The organism is Euhalothece natronophila Z-M001 (genome assembly GCF_007904085.1).
In the GTDB taxonomy this organism is placed as follows: Bacteria; Cyanobacteriota; Cyanobacteriia; order Cyanobacteriales; family Rubidibacteraceae; genus Halothece; species Halothece natronophila.
Map to the genome: position 1 here is coordinate 3254347 of NZ_CP042326.1, position 16481 is coordinate 3270827.

16 protein-coding genes are annotated in these 16481 nt (G+C 40.2%); 3 read left to right on the forward strand and 13 right to left on the reverse strand.

From position 1 onward, the window contains the following. Positions 1-46: 46 nt before the first annotated feature. Positions 47-286: a membrane protein insertion efficiency factor YidD gene (gene yidD, locus FRE64_RS16070; RefSeq protein WP_146297156.1), complete on the reverse strand. Its 240-nt coding sequence runs from the start codon at positions 284-286 to the stop codon at positions 47-49. 177 nt (positions 287-463) lie between these two features. Between yidD and FRE64_RS16075 the strand changes: the two genes are divergently transcribed. Further along, on the forward strand, positions 464-1639 hold the full coding sequence (locus FRE64_RS16075) for an RNA-guided endonuclease InsQ/TnpB family protein (protein ID WP_146297157.1): 1176 nt from the start codon (positions 464-466) through the stop codon (positions 1637-1639). A 6-nt stretch (positions 1640-1645) separates the two neighbouring features. On the opposite strand, the gene FRE64_RS16080 is transcribed toward FRE64_RS16075, so the two are convergent. The 7 genes from FRE64_RS16080 to FRE64_RS16110 form a co-directional block, all read right to left on the reverse strand. Then, a complete protein-coding gene (locus tag FRE64_RS16080) occupies positions 1646-2089 on the reverse strand; it encodes a YraN family protein (RefSeq protein WP_146297158.1) in 444 nt (147 codons plus the stop codon). Next, positions 2079-4250, reverse strand: coding sequence for a polyphosphate kinase 1 (gene ppk1, locus FRE64_RS16085; protein WP_146297159.1), 2172 nt, complete (start codon positions 4248-4250; stop codon positions 2079-2081). The genes FRE64_RS16080 and ppk1 overlap by 11 nt, the downstream gene beginning before the upstream one ends. 38 nt (positions 4251-4288) lie before the next feature. Beyond that, positions 4289-5080: a peptidoglycan-binding protein gene (locus FRE64_RS16090; RefSeq protein ID WP_146297160.1), complete on the reverse strand. Its 792-nt coding sequence runs from the start codon at positions 5078-5080 to the stop codon at positions 4289-4291. Between the two features lie 45 nt (positions 5081-5125). Further along, positions 5126-6055, reverse strand: a complete 930-nt coding sequence (gene crtB, locus FRE64_RS16095; RefSeq protein ID WP_146297405.1) for a 15-cis-phytoene synthase CrtB — start codon at positions 6053-6055, stop codon at positions 5126-5128. A 73-nt stretch (positions 6056-6128) separates the two neighbouring features. Beyond that, on the reverse strand, positions 6129-7556 hold the full coding sequence (pds, locus tag FRE64_RS16100) for a 15-cis-phytoene desaturase (RefSeq protein ID WP_146297161.1): 1428 nt from the start codon (positions 7554-7556) through the stop codon (positions 6129-6131). A gap of 81 nt (positions 7557-7637) precedes the next feature. After that, positions 7638-8273, reverse strand: a complete 636-nt coding sequence (locus tag FRE64_RS16105) for a bifunctional 4-hydroxy-2-oxoglutarate aldolase/2-dehydro-3-deoxy-phosphogluconate aldolase (RefSeq protein ID WP_146297162.1) — start codon at positions 8271-8273, stop codon at positions 7638-7640. A 13-nt stretch (positions 8274-8286) separates the two neighbouring features. Further along, positions 8287-10179 carry a CASTOR/POLLUX-related putative ion channel gene (locus FRE64_RS16110; protein WP_146297163.1) on the reverse strand — a complete coding sequence of 631 codons (1893 nt, stop codon included), beginning with the start codon at positions 10177-10179 and terminating at the stop codon, positions 8287-8289. A gap of 125 nt (positions 10180-10304) precedes the next feature. Between FRE64_RS16110 and FRE64_RS16115 the strand changes: the two genes are divergently transcribed. Beyond that, on the forward strand, positions 10305-11726 hold the full coding sequence (locus FRE64_RS16115; protein ID WP_146297164.1) for an efflux RND transporter periplasmic adaptor subunit: 1422 nt from the start codon (positions 10305-10307) through the stop codon (positions 11724-11726). Positions 11727-11969: 243 nt separating this feature from the next. Further along, entirely contained in the window at positions 11970-12521 is a 552-nt protein-coding gene (locus tag FRE64_RS16120; protein ID WP_146297165.1) for a hypothetical protein, read from the forward strand. On the opposite strand, the gene FRE64_RS16125 is transcribed toward FRE64_RS16120, so the two are convergent. The 5 genes from FRE64_RS16125 to FRE64_RS16145 form a co-directional block, all read right to left on the reverse strand. Continuing rightward, positions 12502-13059: a Uma2 family endonuclease gene (locus tag FRE64_RS16125; protein WP_146297166.1), complete on the reverse strand. Its 558-nt coding sequence runs from the start codon at positions 13057-13059 to the stop codon at positions 12502-12504. The two genes, FRE64_RS16120 and FRE64_RS16125, sit on opposite strands and share 20 nt — an antisense overlap. A 124-nt stretch (positions 13060-13183) precedes the next feature. Continuing rightward, positions 13184-13924 carry a DUF554 domain-containing protein gene (locus FRE64_RS16130; protein ID WP_146297167.1) on the reverse strand — a complete coding sequence of 247 codons (741 nt, stop codon included), beginning with the start codon at positions 13922-13924 and terminating at the stop codon, positions 13184-13186. Positions 13925-13944: 20 nt separating this feature from the next. Next, complete coding sequence (locus FRE64_RS16135; protein WP_146297168.1) at positions 13945-14382, reverse strand: VOC family protein; 438 nt, start codon at positions 14380-14382, stop codon at positions 13945-13947. Between the two features lie 6 nt (positions 14383-14388). Then, entirely contained in the window at positions 14389-14814 is a 426-nt protein-coding gene (locus FRE64_RS16140; protein WP_146297169.1) for a TIGR02652 family protein, read from the reverse strand. A gap of 202 nt (positions 14815-15016) precedes the next feature. Beyond that, entirely contained in the window at positions 15017-16183 is a 1167-nt protein-coding gene (locus FRE64_RS16145; RefSeq protein WP_146297170.1) for a mechanosensitive ion channel family protein, read from the reverse strand. Positions 16184-16481: the final 298 nt, after the last annotated feature.

The window sequence follows — 16481 nt, forward strand, 5'->3', positions numbered from 1 at the left end:
GGGGAAATTACCTTTCTTAATTGTGACATTTTGCCACTAGGGAGAATTATTGGTTAATATTTTTTTCTTTCTTGGAGGGAACAGGATCATATCCGCCGGGATGTAAAGGATGACAGCGTAAAATCCGTTTAATTGCTAACCAACTGCCTTTGAAAACGCCAAACCGTTCGACTGCTTCAATCGCGTATTGAGAACAAGTGGGTTGAAATCGACAAGTTGGTGGAAACAGCGGTGAAATCAAACCACGGTATAAGTAGATTATTTGAATTAAAACGGCTTTTAGCATAAGAAAATTGGAAACCTCTTATTTCTGAACTTAGCACATCATTCACCGAAAGCGCGGGAGGCTACGACCTCAGCGAAGCGGGTCGTAGAGGGATAGCGCGTTTAGCGACGGGTTCGATCCCCGAAGCTAAACCAACTTTAGATGTGCTATACTCATCGTCGTGACTTTTTGAAAACGATGGAACAGACCCTGACCCTTGTCGTAAAGCTAAATGTAGAACCTGAGCAAGCCACTCAACTTGAGGAAACTGCTCAGGCTTTTGCAGATGCTTGTATTTGGATTAATGAGAATGTAAACCATCGTTTAACCAATCGTAATTCCATTCAGGCTGTTTGCTATAACGATGTGAAGGAAAAGTTTGGATTAAAGGCTAACCATATTGTTCGTGCTTGCGCCAGAGTCGCTTCTAACCGAAAGACTGCCAAACATAAAGGTCGGAAGGTTAAAGGCTTCCAACCTACCTCCTTCGATTGTGACGGTAGGACTTTCTCTTTTCGGGAAAAAGATTGGACAATTAGTGTCTCTACTCTTGGTAAGCGGTTAAGACTAGCCTTAAGAGCCAGCAATTACCATAAGGGTAAACTAACAGGGCGCAAGCCCACTTCGGCTCAAATTTGCAAACATAGAGATGGTCAATGGTATTGCCATATCCAAATCACCATTGATTATCCCGAACCCCAAAGAACTGACAAAGTTATAGGAGTTGATTTTGGCAGGCGGGAAATAGCTAGAACCTCCACCAATCAGGGATGGAACGGGAAAGAAGTTCAACAAAAAAGAGATAAGTTTTCTAGAGTAAGATCATCTCTTCAGAAAAAAGCGCGTCAGGGCACAAGATCATCTAGACGTAGATGTCGAGAGGTCTTGAAACGGTTATCAGGGCGTGAAAAGAGATATCAGAAGTGGATAAACCACAACATTAGTAAAGCAATTATCTCAGAAGCAAAAGAGACTAACTCCGCAGTGGCAATCGAAGACTTAACTGGTATTCGGGAACGGACTAATGAAAAACCCAGAAACAAGACTGAAAGAAGACGGTCTAATTCTTGGGCTTTCTATCAGTTAAGAACGTTCTTGGAATATAAAGGAATTAAAGAAGGAGTAAAGGTAATTTCTATTCCTCCAGCCTATACCAGTCAGACTTGCCACTGTTGTAACCATATAGGAATTAGAGCCAATAAGAATTTTAAGTGTTCTAATTCTGATTGCAGTTGGGAAGGGGATGCAGACGATAATGCTTCTAAGATGATAGCTAAATGGGGCTGCTCTATAAACCAGCCTGGAGGCTCGGAGATTCTATCGTGTAGGATTTTCAGGGCTACTGAAAACGCTAACCTCAGCGAAGCGGGTTAGCGTAGTTTATAAAATACCTTCGAGATAACTGGCTAAAATGAGTTGATATCCTCGGTAAGTAACAGGATGATTCAGTTCAATGGAAGATAACCTTTCGGAATGATTGCTTTTAGTATTATCTTTTTGGGCTTTGATCAGTGCCAGATCAAACCGACAAGCCAGAGTAGAAAACTGAGGGGAGTTGGCTAAAAAGAGTTCTGCGGTACGATAAAGTTTTTCCTGTTTTTGGGGGGTAATGGCAAGTAACCCATTTTCATCCCAGTTTCCCCTTTGTCGGGTTTTTACTTCCACAAAACTTACTTCCTTTGCCAAGGTATTATACGCCACTAAATCTAATTCTCCCCAACGACATCGCCAACGAGAGGCTAAAATTTCCCACCCTTGGTTTGTCAGCCATTGGGCAGTTAGTTCTTCTCCTAACTTTCCCAAATCATTACTACTAAGTGACATTAGAGGATTTTAAAGCCATTGCCATTAAGGTTTCATGGGTACTAATTTCATCTTCTTTTCCTTCCGGTCGTCTTTGAATATAATGCCCATCAGGTTGTAACTCCCATGCTTGACGATTATCAGCAAGCATCAGGTCTAAAAATTGTTTTAATTCTTGAAAAATATGAGGGTTATCAATGGGAACGACTGCTTCTACTCGGCGATCTAAATTCCGTTGCATCCAGTCAGCACTTCCCATATAAATTTCTTCTTCCCCATTATTGTAGAAGTAGAAAATGCGAGAATGTTCCAAAAATCGTCCAATAACACTGATTACTTGGATATTGTCACTAATTCCTTCTAAACCGGGGCGCAGACAGCAAATCCCTCGGATAATTAAGTCAATTTTTACCCCAGCTTGAGAGGCTTCATATAGAGTTTTAATGATACTCGGATCAACTAGAGCGTTCATTTTAGCAATAATATAGGCTTTTTCCCCTTTTAAAGCGCGATCGCGCTCTCTTTGTATCAAAACAATCATCCGATCGCGCAAACTAACAGGGGCTACTAATAATTTACGATAAGATCGCTGGCGAGAATGTCCTGTGAGAAAATTAAATAAATCAGTTAAATCTGCCCCTAACTCTTCTCGACAACTAAATAACCCTAAATCCGTGTAAAGGTTAGCTGTTTTGGGATTATAATTTCCTGTACCAATATGAACGTAACGGTGAATTTTATCCTCTTCCTGACGAACAATTAAAGCGGTTTTAGTATGAGTTTTTAATCCTACTAACCCATAAACAACATGAACCCCCGCTTTCTCTAACTTCCGCGCCCAAACAATATTATTTTCTTCATCAAATCTCGCTTTTAATTCGACTAAAACCGCCACTTGCTTGCCATGTTCAGCTGCATTAATCAAAGCATTGATAATCGGTGAGTCTCCTGAAGTGCGATATAAAGTCATCTTAATTGCTAACACCTTCGGATCAATGGCAGCTAACTCAATAAACTCCTGAACTGTTGCACTAAACGAATGGTATGGGTGATGAACTAATAGATCAGATTTGCGAATTTCTCCGAAGAAACTCTCACTTTTTTCCTCAGGTGATAAAACATTTTCCGTATCTTCTGATTCTCGGTAGCGTTGAAACGGTGGCGGAACAATGGGAGTCCATTTAGAATCTTTTAAGTTAGGCAAAGGTAGAGACATAAATGACATTAAATCCCCTAATCCTAATAACCCCTTAATTTGATGGACATTTTTTTCTTCTAACTTCATTTCTCGCATCAACATTTCTCGAATTTGATCAGAAGCCGATTCATCAATTTCCATCCGAACAACAGATCCGCCACGTTTGCGTTTCCGGAGTTCTTTTTGAATCGCTAGAAGTAAATCATCAGCTTCATCCTCTTCCACGGCAATATCAGCATTTCGAGTAATCCGAAAGGGATAACATTGCTCAATTGTCATCCCTGGAAAAAGAGATTCTAAGTGATGCGAAATGATTTGTTCTAGGGGAATTCCCGTCCAAACTGCGGGCTTTTTCTGTTCATCATGAACCCCTAATTGTTTAGGAAGTTGAACAAAGCGAGGTAGAACTTTTGGCACTTTAATGCGGGCGAATAATTCATCTTCTGTATCGGGTTCACGCACAACAACCGCTAAGTTTAAGCTCAAATTAGAAATATAGGGAAAAGGATGCCCTGGATCCACAGCAAGGGGCGTTAAAACAGGAAAAACATGATCTTCATAAAACTTCTGTAAATAAGTTCGTTGCTCAACATTTAAATCAATATAATTAAGAATATGAATCCCTTTTTCTGCTAATAATCCTCGTAATACTTTTTCAAAATGCTCATCTTGTTTTTTAATCATAGGGCGTAGCCTATCACTAATATCCTGTAGTTGCTGCAAAGGATCACGCCCATCAGGAGTTAACTTAGTAACGTTAGCTTCCACTTGTTGTTGTAAACCAGCAACTCGCACCATAAAAAATTCATCTAAATTAGAACTAAAAATTGCCATAAACTTGAGACGTTCTAATAATGGGGTGCGCTCATCAAGGGCTTCATGGAGAACACGATCATTAAATTCTAACCAGCTTAATTCACGATTAAAATAATATTGTGGATCGGTTAAATCAGGAAGGGGAGTTTCAGCTTTAGATTTAGCCATGACGAAGATGAGTTTTTAATTGCGAGTTCGCTTTGATTTTATCGCAGCGCATCATTAATTGTAGTTTGTGTATCACAGCCAACAATTCCATCAACGTCTAAGTCATGTTCTCTTTGAAATTTTGATACAGCTTCCTGGGTTTGTGGCCCATAATCGCCATCCACTTCTCCATCGTAATAGCCTAATTCTTGGAGTTGCTTTTGTAGTACTTCTACCACTGATTGAGAGCGTCCTCGCTGTATCGGATTAATACAAGCACTCATCGGCCGCATATTCACAACCGAATCTTCTTCCTCTTCTCTCGATAAATCTCTCTCTTGATTGGTGTCAGTTTCTATATCTGGAGAATTGTCTGGGTTTGGTTGAGTTAATTCAGTATTTCTTAAAATTGCCCCTGTAGCAAAGTAGCCAAGGGAAAAGAATCCGATGATGACTGTTGCTACTCCCGCTATTTTAACACCGCATCCTAAGGAAACTTTGGGGTCAAAATTAGTCTTTTTCGGAGATTTTTTGGGAGGAAAATATTGACCGCTTTTTGTTTTCCCTAAAGTTTTAGGGTCATTAACAACGATATGACCTTTGCGCTTTAATTTATAAAACCAATACCATTCTCGTAGAGCTAAAGTTTTATCATCACTATTAGGAAGCAGTTCTAAAACCGTAACTTTGGGCTTTTTGGTATCAAGAATAATGCGCGATCGGCAAGAGGAACTTTCTAAATGTTGCTTGACTCGCAGTTGAATATTATCTGATAAGCCAACATAAGTGACACTCCCTGTGGTAATTTGATAAATTCCTCGTTCTCTAGGCAGTGTTTTCCAATTAATCATCTGTTGGAAAATTGTTTTTGCTTACATTTTACTGATTACTATAATTCAAAGAGCTTGCGATCGCAGCCAAGCTACAGGCAAATAGAAAAACTTTTTGGGTTTCGGAACATAGGCACGCTGATTAAATACATCATACTGATTACGCTCAATTACGTCGAGTATCCCTTGATAAAGCATTAAAGCTGTCCAGACTGGCCAACGAGAATCCCGACTCAAATCCCGAATTCCGCGTTCAGCTTGGGTATAAAACTCTCTTGCCCGTTCAATCTGAAACTGCATCAATTGTCGCCAGTTTTCATTAATCACTCCATTAAATAATTCTTCTTCACTGTAATTAAAGGCTCTTAAATCTTCCAGAGGCAGATAAATCCGCCCTCGTTCTGTATCTTCTCCCACATCCCGTAAAATATTAGTGAGCTGGTTAGCAATTCCGAGCGCGATCGCTTCTTGTGTTGGTTCATGAAGGGTTTGATTTTTTTGCCAAGGGGAACTCCCAATAACTGGTTCTACCCCCAATACAGCATTTGACATTAACCCAACTGTTCCCGCAACACGATAACAGTAAAGATAAAGGTCATCAAAGGTTTCATACCGATCGCGCTTCAAGTCCATGCGCTGTCCGGCGATCATATCCCGAAAAGGCTGAATATCTAAGGGAAACCTTTGCAAGGTATCCACAAGGGCAATATCGGGATGTTCCAAAGGAGAACCGGCAAAAATTGATTCTAGGTTTTTCTCCCATTGATCAAGGGTTTCGATGGTGGTTAACTCCGCTTCGGGGCCATCCACCAATTGATCGGTACGCCGACACCAGACATAAATTGCCCAAATGGCCTGGCGTTTCGCCTTAGGCATAAGGAGAGTACCGAGATAAAACGTTTTGGAATATTCCGCTGTGATTTGACGACAATATTCATAAGCGGATTCCACAGAGGGCTGAGAGCAAGTCTTTTCGGGTTTAGGCAGTTGCAGCATCCACCGCAGGCTAATAGAGTTCACTTAATTAAAAGAAATTGTCCCATTAATTAGGGACATGGGGCACAGGATATCATTTTGCCACAGAAACGGGCTTTTTCTGCGATTTTTCTATAGAAGATTCCTTACCCTTACTTTCAGCAATGGCTTGAGCGGTCAATTTCCCTGATAACACTGCCCCTTCCATGCTTGCTAAATATTTTTGCATTGTATAATCTCCTGTCAAATAAAAATTAGAAATGGGCGTTTCTTGGGAGGGGCGATAGGCTTGGCGGCCAGCTGTTGCTTTATACACTGATCGCGGTGTTTTCACCACATGATATTTTAAGAGTTGAGCAGGGTTATCTCCTGTAAAATGTTTGGGAAATAGGGTTTTTAGCTCTTTCATGGTCGCTTCAATAATTTCCTCTTCCGATTTGGCGATCCAATCTTTTGCCGGAGCTAGCACTAACTCTAGCATGGAGCGATCCGCATTTTCATAACCCCGACAAGTATTACTCATATCCGCATACACACTTAACAAGTCGGAACGAGAAAAGAGTAAATGGTCAATATCAGTTAATTTGCGATCAAACCAGAGATGTAGATTAATCACAGGAACGCCCTCTAACCCCTCTAACTGCTTAAAGAACTCCATTTCTGTCCAAGACTGAGGAAGCATTAACTTCAGGGGATCAACAGGCATCGCAGACACATAAGCATCTGCTGTGAGCATTTCATCCTCTGCCCCATTTAAGCCTCGAATTAAATACCCTTTGACACTGTTATCCTCATTAAGCACAATTTCCTTTAAGGGAGCATTTAAACGAACTTCTCCACCACGCTCGGTGATATAATCCACCATAGGCTGACAAAGACGCTCAGTGGGAGATCCATCTAAGAATGCCATTTTTGAGCCATTTTTCTCTTGCAAGAAACGATTTAAAGCAGTGAGAAGAATCGTGGCGGAAATCTCATTGGGGTTAATAAAGTTTAAGGCTTTCGACATCGCGATAAAAACTTCTTTTTCCACCCGTTTCGGCATATTTTGCCGTTCCATCCACTCTGACCAAGTATAGCGATCCATGGCTTCTACATAGCCCTGTCCGCGCAACATGGCTGGAATTAAACCAATGCCAAAGCGAATTTTTTCGGGCCAAGAGAGCATATCATTATTACGGAGAATCGCCACCACACCGTTGAGGGGAGCCGGGAGATTAGGAAAATCAAAGCGAGAGTAAGTGCCTGGTTTTTCAGGACGATTGAAGATCATGGTGTGTTCTTTCCATTGCAAACGATCTTCAATATCCAATTCCTTAAAAAGGTTTAGCATATTGGGATATGCGCCAAAAAAAATGTGCAATCCCGTTTCGTACCAGTCGCCATCTTCATCTTGCCAAGCGGCGACTTTTCCCCCTAAAACATTTTCCCGTTCCAGGACAATCGGTGTATGTCCCGCATCAACTAAATATTTGGCACAGGAAAGCCCCGCTAACCCTGCTCCTGCAATTATCACCCGCATGGTTCTTTTACTGAGTTAAGTTTCCACTCTCATTATACTTTGCATTTCGTTACAGTCGAACCAAGATCCCACAAGCTGGGATTAACACATTCTTCCCTTATTCTTTAGTTGTCTAGCCCGTTGAGTCATTTCCTCCCAATTTTCGGCTTCAATGAGAGAGTTTGGAAATAGTTGTGAGGATAAACCGACAGCAGTTGCCCCTGCATTAATAAAGTCTTTGGCATTTTCTAGAGTGACTCCACCTGTGGGGATTAGCGGAATATTGCCCATGGGTCCTTGTAGGCTTTTAATATAGCTTACGCCCCCTAGTGCTTGTGCGGGAAATACTTTCACTGCGGTTGCCCCACTTTGCCAGGCAGTAATAATTTCTGTGGGGGATAAAGCCCCTGGAATAATGGGAATGTTGGCTTCTAAGGCTCTGGTAATGAGTTGGGAGTTAACATGAGGGGAAAAGACAAATTGCGCCCCCTGCGCGATCGCGCTTTCTAATTCTTCTATTGTTAAGATAGTTCCGGTGCCAATTATACAATTAGGCAGTTCTTCCCGTAATTCAGAAATTAAACGTTCTGGTTGATCACTATTCCAAGTAACCTCAATTAGCCGAATTCCACCACGACTCATGGCGTGAGCCAGTTTTTTTCCTAAGGAGTGGGGAACAGCTCGAATTACCGCAATTACCTGTTCTTCCTTAAACGTTTCTAGGGCAATTTTACTCATGATTATTTCTGATTCAAAAATCTTCACCAATCACAATTAACCGATCGCGCTCATCAAACTGAATCGGCGTTGATTTTACAGGATTAATTACAATCCCATATCCTTTAAACTCTTGAGTTGCTAAACTGGAACAACGATAACCTATAGCAATTTCTCCTTTCTTTTGCGCTGATTTCATTAATGTATAGAAAGAAACTGGCTCTCGTAATTGGATATAATTGGAAATCGGTTTTAAATAAATTTCACAGCCATTTGGTTCGAGTAATTCATTAATCACATCACTACATAACGGATTTTCCGCAATTTGGGAGATCATCAAACTAGTTAAGCGATCACTGACAATAAAATCATCTACTTGCGCGATCGTTGCTAACTGTTGGTTCCGACTATCCATCATTTCACTGGTAATAGAAAAAGGATAACCTCCTTCTTTTGCAATTTGGCGTAAATGAAGTAGAGAAGTGAGGGTAATTCCATCTGCTTCTTCAGCATCTAATTCATCAGAATAAGCCAAAAGAATAATATGATCAATAATTTGCAAGGGCAAACGATTTAACAATTGCCGATCGGTAATATCTCCCTTTTGAAATAAAACACTGAGGTTTTGTAATCGTCTTAATTTCGGGCTAAACTGATGAGCACTTGCGGTTTCCTCAGTAATGACAGTGGCTACAGAACCGAGTGTCACATAAGCATCTAATTTCTGAATAATCGTTTCTGCTTGTTCATTCCACCCTAAAATCAAGAATTTCTCAGGTTTTTTCTCCACATTTCGATTACTTAAAAATTTATAGGAAAACTTAATTCGCTCTCGATTTTCCCATAGCTGAATATCCCGAAAGCTCTCCGAAATAACAATAATTTTATCTCCTTCTTCTAAGATAGTATCAGGAGACGGTTTTAAGCAAGGATCACCATCTTTAGGACAATAGCCAATCACAATCGCATTTTTATAAGCAAAAATTGTCTCAGAAAAAGTAGCTCCCGCTAAAGTCGTAACAGAATCAAAATAAATCTCATTCCCCGCAAAAGATAATAACTCTAAATAGACTCTCGATAATCCAGGCTGGCGACAGATTTGAGCAATTACCCGAGCAATAAAATCTCCTGTTAAAACAAATTCTACCCGATCTTTACCGACCGTTTCTGCAATTTGTAAATTTTTCGGATTTTGAATTTCTGTAACAATACGATAGGGTTCTTCTCGACGTTCAGGATTATTAGAAAGAGCTAAAAGTGTTTTAATTACACTAGTATCAGGATGATCGCTTTCTTCTGGCGGTAAAATAATAATTGATTTTGCCCGATCCAAATTCGTGATTTTTAAGTCAAATAAATCTGTAGCTACTCCTTGACGACAAATTACTTTTAATCGGCGCGTTTTTTTGATCCGATTGCGGATTTCTTCTTCCATTTCCACTTTATCTTTATCCCCAAGGATAATTACAGTTACGGGGATACGCTCGTCGTCAATTAATAATAACTCTGAAAGAATTGGAAAAATTTGAGTTGACCAACCTAGAATTACAATATGATCTGACTCTAAAACCTGCGATCGCCCACGCCGTAATTGATAAAGTTTCCCTTCAATCCCAGCAACAATTACCCCAATAATGATACTAACGGTAAATAAATTAAATAAAATTAAAATTAGCATACTGACCCGAGTTGGCCAAGGTAATCCTTCAGTAGGATCCCAAGAAATTAAAGTCGTAATTAAAAAAGACCAAATTTGATCAGCAAGGGTTGGCTGGGATGCATATCCAGTTTCCCAAGTAATAAAAGAAACTGTTAAAACAACAATTGCACCAATAATAATTAGCCAACCGAGAAGGGCAATTGATCCTCTCGAAAGTAAATTATCAAAAGCATATCGTAATCGTTCGCGCCAAGGAGGATTGTTCATTAGACACCCCAATCAATACCAATTAAAAGTTAACAAAAAAATAATTGAAATATGGTAGCTTACTCTTTGCTTCCTCTAGAATGGAGTTAGGAAAATAAATTAATGCTAAATCGCCTAGTCCATGCATGCAATTCCTTAAATTTGATAAAATAAACCGCTCCTTCCTATGGTTAGTCGCAATTGTTACTGTTGGTGCTTCTACAGTTGCCATTACTACTTATCTTATTACCCGAGGGAGACAAGATTATAACTTAGAAGAGCTAACTGTTACCGTAGAACGTCAAAACTTGCAATTGCAAATTGAGGCTAGTGGAACGGTTCAACCTCTCCAAAGTGTTAATATGAGCCCTAAAACAGCCGGACGTATTGAAGAACTCTATGTGGAACAGGGAGACGCTGTTGAGAGAGGAGAAGCAATCGCTCGTATGGAAGATCAGCAGCTACAAGCCCAAGTAGAGCAAGCCCAAGCCAATTTGGAAGAAGCCTTAGCTCAGTTAGCGCAAGCCAGAGCAGGTTCTCGTTCTGAAGAGATTGAACAAGCCAATGCTAGTTTACAACAAGCTCAAGCGCGACTTTCTGAAGCCCAAGCTCGGATTCCTGAAAATCTTAATCAATTACAGTCTCAGGTAGAAGCGGCGCAGTCACGATATGAATTAGCCCAACAACGTCTAAATCGGAATGAAACTTTACTCGCAGAAGGGGCAATTTCTCAAGATCGCTTTGATGAGTTACGCAGTGAGTATCGTAATGCCGAAGCAAATCTCGGTGAAGCCCGTCAACGCCTCCAACAAGCGAGAAATACAGATCGCCCCGAAATTGAACGTCTGCAAGCAGAAGTCGCCCAAGCCCGAGCCAATTTGCAACAGGTACAAAGTGGGAGTCGCCAAGAAGAAATTGAGCGTTTAGAAGCTGCGGTTCGTTCAGCAAGAGGACGTTTACGAGAGGCGGAAATCCAACGGGAAGATACTATAATTAGAGCTCCCTTTACTGGCATTATCTCTCAAAAATATGCCACAGAAGGCTCATTTGTTACCCCTACTACCTCGGCATCGAGTACGGCCGCGGCTACTTCTACTTCCATTGTTGCTCTTGCTAACGGGCTAGAAGTCTTGGCAAAAGTGCCAGAAATTGATGTTACTTCCCTAGAAGCAGGACAATTAGTGGAGATCATTGCCGATGCTTTTCCTGATCAGCGCTTTGAGGGTCAAATTCAGTTAATTGCTCCAGAAGCGGTGGTGGAGGATAATGTTACTTCCTTTGAGGTTAAAATTGAGCTACTGTCTGGGTTAGAGCAATTACGCTCAGGTATGAATGTCGATGTGACGTTTTTAGGAGACGAAACTGAGGCTTTGGTGATTCCTACGGTGGCAGTGGTTACTCAAGATGGGGAAACAGGCGTTATGGTCCTTAATGAAGAGGAAGAACCTGAGTTTCAACCGGTGACTTTGGGATCAACTATTGAAAATCAGACTCAAGTTTTGGACGGCTTAGAAGAGCGCGATCGCGTTTTTATTGATTTACCACAGGAATTTATGTCTAATCGTTAAGTTACAACAAATTTTTCGGGAAAAAGATGTTATAATAAAGGGAAGAGGTTTAAAAATTTTAGCCACGGCTTATTGAAGGGCTAGGGGCAAACATCTAGGCATGACAAAATTATAGTGATTCCAAATAAAAAACAGCAACCTAAAAGTAGTGGGAGCATCTTGCTCCCTAGTAGCAGCCAAGATGGCTGCACTACGGAACTGAATTGGAACGACTATAAATTATTCTTCTAAAAGATAAAAATAATGAGTAAAACCGAATTAACCGTTCCTGAAGAAATAACATTTGAAAGCGCGATCGCGCTCACTCAAGATTTACTCAGTAAGATGGAAAACAGAGAAATCAAAGAAGCAGAGATTGAAAAGATAATTAGTGATTTAGTCAGCACCTCTAATGGCGCGCGAGGCTTTTTTGTCACCTACCTTACCGCAGAGAGTCAGCTTCCCGATCAGCCTTCAGAAGCCGTAATAAACGCCTTAAAAACTGCCCCAGAATTAGTCAGCGAATTACTAGTTAAAAATATTGCCATGTCAACCGCAATGGCAATCACTCACCGCCGTCAGAACAATGAAAGCAATGCCCAAGGATCAGATAGAGTGCAACAGCGCAGTCTTAGTCTGTGTCAAAAACTGAATAATAATCTAATTCCAGAAAAAGCCCAACAGATGCGAGAGAGTGCTTTAACAGGAAAAGGAGAAGCCCAAGTCGCTTTTTTTGAGCGTTGGGGATATGATCAAGAGCAACGAAGCGCGATCGCCGAGATACTAGAAGACATATCTAAAACCGTAACCAATTAAACAAATTTTCAGGGCTTAAATTTAAATTAACTCCTTGTAAGCTAGGGAGAATATTTTTCTCTTTAAATAACTGAACCCGTTGGTCACTAAATACAACTAAAACCGTTTCCTCGTCGGGATCAATTAGCCAACCTAACTCCGTTCCCTGTTGTGAACAATGAAGAAGATTATCTAAAACCCTCATGGAACTTTGAGGCGGTGATAAAATCTCAATTGACCAGTCTGGAAAAGTCTCAATACGATTGGCAATTTTTCGAGAAGGGGTTAAGGGAATTCTATCCCAACGAAAAACCACTAGATTAGGCACAATAGATCGGCCGCCAAAAGTGCAACGTAACTCTGGAAACGCATAAGCAATTTGATTAGAATTAGTCGCTTGATTAATGGTTTCACATAACTTCCCTTGTAATAAACTATGTTCTCCTTGGGGCAATGGTTTCTGTTTAATTTTCCCGTTAATATATTCACAAGCCGGTTTCGTTTCGGGACGACTTAAAAATTCTTCTAAAGTTAATGATTGCGTGATCAAATTTGTCATATAGCAAGAGCCTAGATTGATTGATCCGACTAAGCTAATGCTAGCACTTAAAACCAAAGATTAAACGGTATTAAAACTCCTTCTTAGCGCGATCGCGCAAACCTTAATATAAACTTACTTAATCTTAAAACCAAGCAATTAACTGGTATAAAATGGGTGCAATCACTAATGCCGGCAGAAAACTTGCTACGCGAACTTTAGCAATTTCCAACAAATTTAAACCAATTCCGAGAATCATTAGTCCCCCAATTCCTGTAATTAAAAGTAAACGCGGATCAGTTTCTGGGTTATCCATCCCCGTTGCAAAAACCCCCGCAAGCAAGGAGACTCCCCCCTGATAAATAATAATTACTAAACTAGAAAAACCAACCCCAATTCCATAACGACTAGCAAAGGGAATAGACGCAAATCCATCCATCATGGCTTTTAAGACTAATAATGTATTATCCCCTAAAAGCCCATTATTAATACTGCCAATCAGGGCAACCGGTCCCACACAAAATAAAATACTAGTGGCAACAAATCCTTCTGTAAATTGTCCCGAATGACGCAAATGCTTTTGTAACCAGTCTCCGATCCCATTGAGTTTTTCTTCTAACCCCCACCATTCTCCTAATGCCCCTCCTAGCGCGATCGCGATTAACCCTAAAATTACTCCCGGAACCCGATTTACTTCCACATTCGATAATTCTTCTGTCATCGAAATCCCTAGCCAAAGGGTTAATAAGCCAATGCCTTGCGGAATAATCTGTTTAATTCTAGAGGGAAGTTTTTGTCTTAGGGAAACGCCAACAATTGTTCCGATGACAACAGTAATAACATTAATCCATGTTCCACTGGTTTTAAACCAGAAATCCACTAGCATGATTGTTGTAACTACTTCCTCTAAGGCTTCCCTTGATTGCGAATGATCTCTAAGGGTAAACCATCAGCATCTGCAATAAAAGCAACTTCATAAACTGTTTCCCCGATCATTTGCTGAGTGGGTTCCAGTAACACTGTGAGGGGAGAAACTTCCTCATTACTTTCTGCTGCTTGTTGAAAGCGCGATCGCTGCTGATTTAACCATTCTGGCAAGCTATCGGCATAGTCAGTAATATCAAAGGAAAGATGATAATACCCCACATAATGTTCATCATGAAACGCATCGGGGGCAGGTTTTGGTTGTGGAATTTGAATCAACTCAATACGAGAATTCCAACCTTCTAGCCAACAAGCAAGGGTATAACCAGTGGTAAATCGTTCTTGAATCGTGAAGCCAAATAACTCATAAAACGCGATCGCGCGGTGAATATTGCCGGTACGAATGGAAACGTGGTGCATAACGCCTTACTCAAACAATCGGAAATAGGGATAGCGTACAGGAACACCCTGTTCTTTTTCTAGATCAAAGTTAATCACGCCCCAGCGAGATCGATGCTTCTCTAGATAAGAACTTACCAAATCTTTATAACGCCTAGCAATGATTACTCTAGTGGCACGATACCCTTCTGTATAAAGGCGATCTAATGCTTCGTGAATTTCAAACCGAATTCCATCAGGATGGGTATGTTGTCGATACCATTCCCCCTCCCACATGCGCCAACAGCGCCCTGATTGTAAATGTACTAACTCTTCTGTTTTCGGATCCGCTTCAAACGCCCCATGACGCGGACATAAATAGGTATCCGTTAAAGTTAGGGCTGGAATTGTCTGACGACAGTGAGGACATTGAATTTCCGCCCCAAAAATTGGGTAGTGTAAAGCTGGATCCATACGTTCCCTTCCGGTAATTTGGTTTCGTCCGAGGTCGGTTATTTCTATTATATCCGAGATTTTCTTACACCACTATAACTAGAAAAACTCTTTACTAACTGCAACAATTGAGGAATAATTTAATAGATTTTTTACTGAGTTCAGATTCTTGCTTCACTTAATAAAACCAATAAATACGATAGGTTCCTTAATCACAAGACAATTAAATAGTTACAGGAGAATCTACATAAACTGTGGGTTCAGTGCAAGTAAATTCAATACCATAATTCACTAACTTTTCACTAATTGTATCATTGGCTAACTCCAATAGGCGTTTTCGTAGTTGTAAAGAATTTTCATTGGATCCTAAAATAAAAAAGCTAACCCTAGCGCGAGTTCCAGGCTTATTTTCAGGTTGCAATAAAGTAATACGAGTGCTACCGGGATCAATACCAAATAAAGCATTAGTACTTTCTTTAATTACCTGTTCCACTAAGGCTTCTTCTTCTTGCTTCAGAGGACGAACAAAATCTAGAAACAATAACACCATGACTTTTTTACTACGAGTAATATTTTCCACCACATCTAAATTTGCCATCAGAGAATTAGGAACAATAATTAACGTTCCCTTTGCTATTAATCGAATTTTAGTTGACCGCAAACCAATTGATTCTACATTACCCAAAGCCCCATTTGGAAATGCGGGAAAGTTCCAGATACGGATATATTCACCTGGAATAAACGGACGATCTAGATATAAGACTAATGTTCCTAATAATTGTTCTAACGTTTTTTGGGCGGCAAACGCGATCGCGAGTCCTCCAATTCCGACACTAGCCACTAATCCCACTAAGTTAATGTCTTGACTTTGGGCAAAAGCAAGAGCAGCAATAAACCCAATCACGATATTAATTAAAGTTTCAAAAACTAATAACAACTCATCCACTTCTCGACCCAATTTGCGAATAATCTCTAAACCATAAAACCGCACAATTTGTCGCACTAAACGAGAGGATAACCAAGCCAGACTTAACACAACTCCTAGATCATTAAAAAAGCGCAAGAAACCATGTAAAGCCTGATAATCCTCTAAAACATTGAGAGACAGAGCAATTAAAATAAATGTTCCTCCAAGTTGGAAAAGATGCTCAATTGGCTGAATAATCCGATCATAAATACTGGTTACCTGTGATGGAAAAAATCGTTGAATAACTAAACGAACAATTTTCAAAGAAACATAGCGTCCGATAATAATTGATAAAAATAACAGTAAAACAAAAATTAGAAATGTAATAGAAAAATCAACTAAAAAAGCCTGTGCTTCTTCATTGAAAAACTGTCGCTGTAAGCGAGTCAAGAAACCCATCAAGAAAGAAGTTATTTGATCCATATTGACTCTCCTTATACCATTTTCAAAAAATTCGGTGACAGTGGATGCTTTCCTTTTTGATAAACATGGGCGATGTTCCCTTAGCACTAAGTTTTCCGCTGATCGCGCATAAAGTTTAAGTTACGCAATCGCGCTTTACCTTTAAAATTTTACCCTGAGAAGGAGACAGTCTTGCTTAGTAAGGAGGGGTTGGGGGGATCTACCGTCACAGAACTTTTTAAAACTGGTATAAGTCTAATTGAGTTCTCAGGAAAAACTCATCTCCCTTGCCTTTAATAGAATTGAGTGCAAAAAGAAC

Bases quoted from the DNA above. Each gene is read 5' to 3' on its own strand.
- pds (WP_146297161.1), bottom strand. From the start codon at position 7,556: ATGCGGGTGATAATTGCAGGAGCAGGGTTAGCGGGGCTTTCCTGTGCC.
- FRE64_RS16125 (WP_146297166.1), bottom strand. From the start codon at position 13,059: ATGACAAATTTGATCACGCAATCATTAACTTTAGAAGAATTTTTAAGT.
- FRE64_RS16115 (WP_146297164.1), top strand. From the start codon at position 10,305: ATGCAATTCCTTAAATTTGATAAAATAAACCGCTCCTTCCTATGGTTA.
- FRE64_RS16090 (WP_146297160.1), bottom strand. From the start codon at position 5,080: ATGATTAATTGGAAAACACTGCCTAGAGAACGAGGAATTTATCAAATT.
- FRE64_RS16075 (WP_146297157.1), top strand. From the start codon at position 464: ATGGAACAGACCCTGACCCTTGTCGTAAAGCTAAATGTAGAACCTGAG.
- FRE64_RS16140 (WP_146297169.1), bottom strand. From the start codon at position 14,814: ATGGATCCAGCTTTACACTACCCAATTTTTGGGGCGGAAATTCAATGT.
- ppk1 (WP_146297159.1), bottom strand. From the start codon at position 4,250: ATGGCTAAATCTAAAGCTGAAACTCCCCTTCCTGATTTAACCGATCCA.
- FRE64_RS16120 (WP_146297165.1), top strand. From the start codon at position 11,970: ATGAGTAAAACCGAATTAACCGTTCCTGAAGAAATAACATTTGAAAGC.
- crtB (WP_146297405.1), bottom strand. From the start codon at position 6,055: ATGCTGCAACTGCCTAAACCCGAAAAGACTTGCTCTCAGCCCTCTGTG.
- yidD (WP_146297156.1), bottom strand. From the start codon at position 286: ATGCTAAAAGCCGTTTTAATTCAAATAATCTACTTATACCGTGGTTTG.
- FRE64_RS16130 (WP_146297167.1), bottom strand. From the start codon at position 13,924: ATGCTAGTGGATTTCTGGTTTAAAACCAGTGGAACATGGATTAATGTT.
- FRE64_RS16080 (WP_146297158.1), bottom strand. From the start codon at position 2,089: ATGTCACTTAGTAGTAATGATTTGGGAAAGTTAGGAGAAGAACTAACT.
- FRE64_RS16105 (WP_146297162.1), bottom strand. From the start codon at position 8,273: ATGAGTAAAATTGCCCTAGAAACGTTTAAGGAAGAACAGGTAATTGCG.
- FRE64_RS16110 (WP_146297163.1), bottom strand. From the start codon at position 10,179: ATGAACAATCCTCCTTGGCGCGAACGATTACGATATGCTTTTGATAAT.
- FRE64_RS16135 (WP_146297168.1), bottom strand. From the start codon at position 14,382: ATGCACCACGTTTCCATTCGTACCGGCAATATTCACCGCGCGATCGCG.
- FRE64_RS16145 (WP_146297170.1), bottom strand. From the start codon at position 16,183: ATGGATCAAATAACTTCTTTCTTGATGGGTTTCTTGACTCGCTTACAG.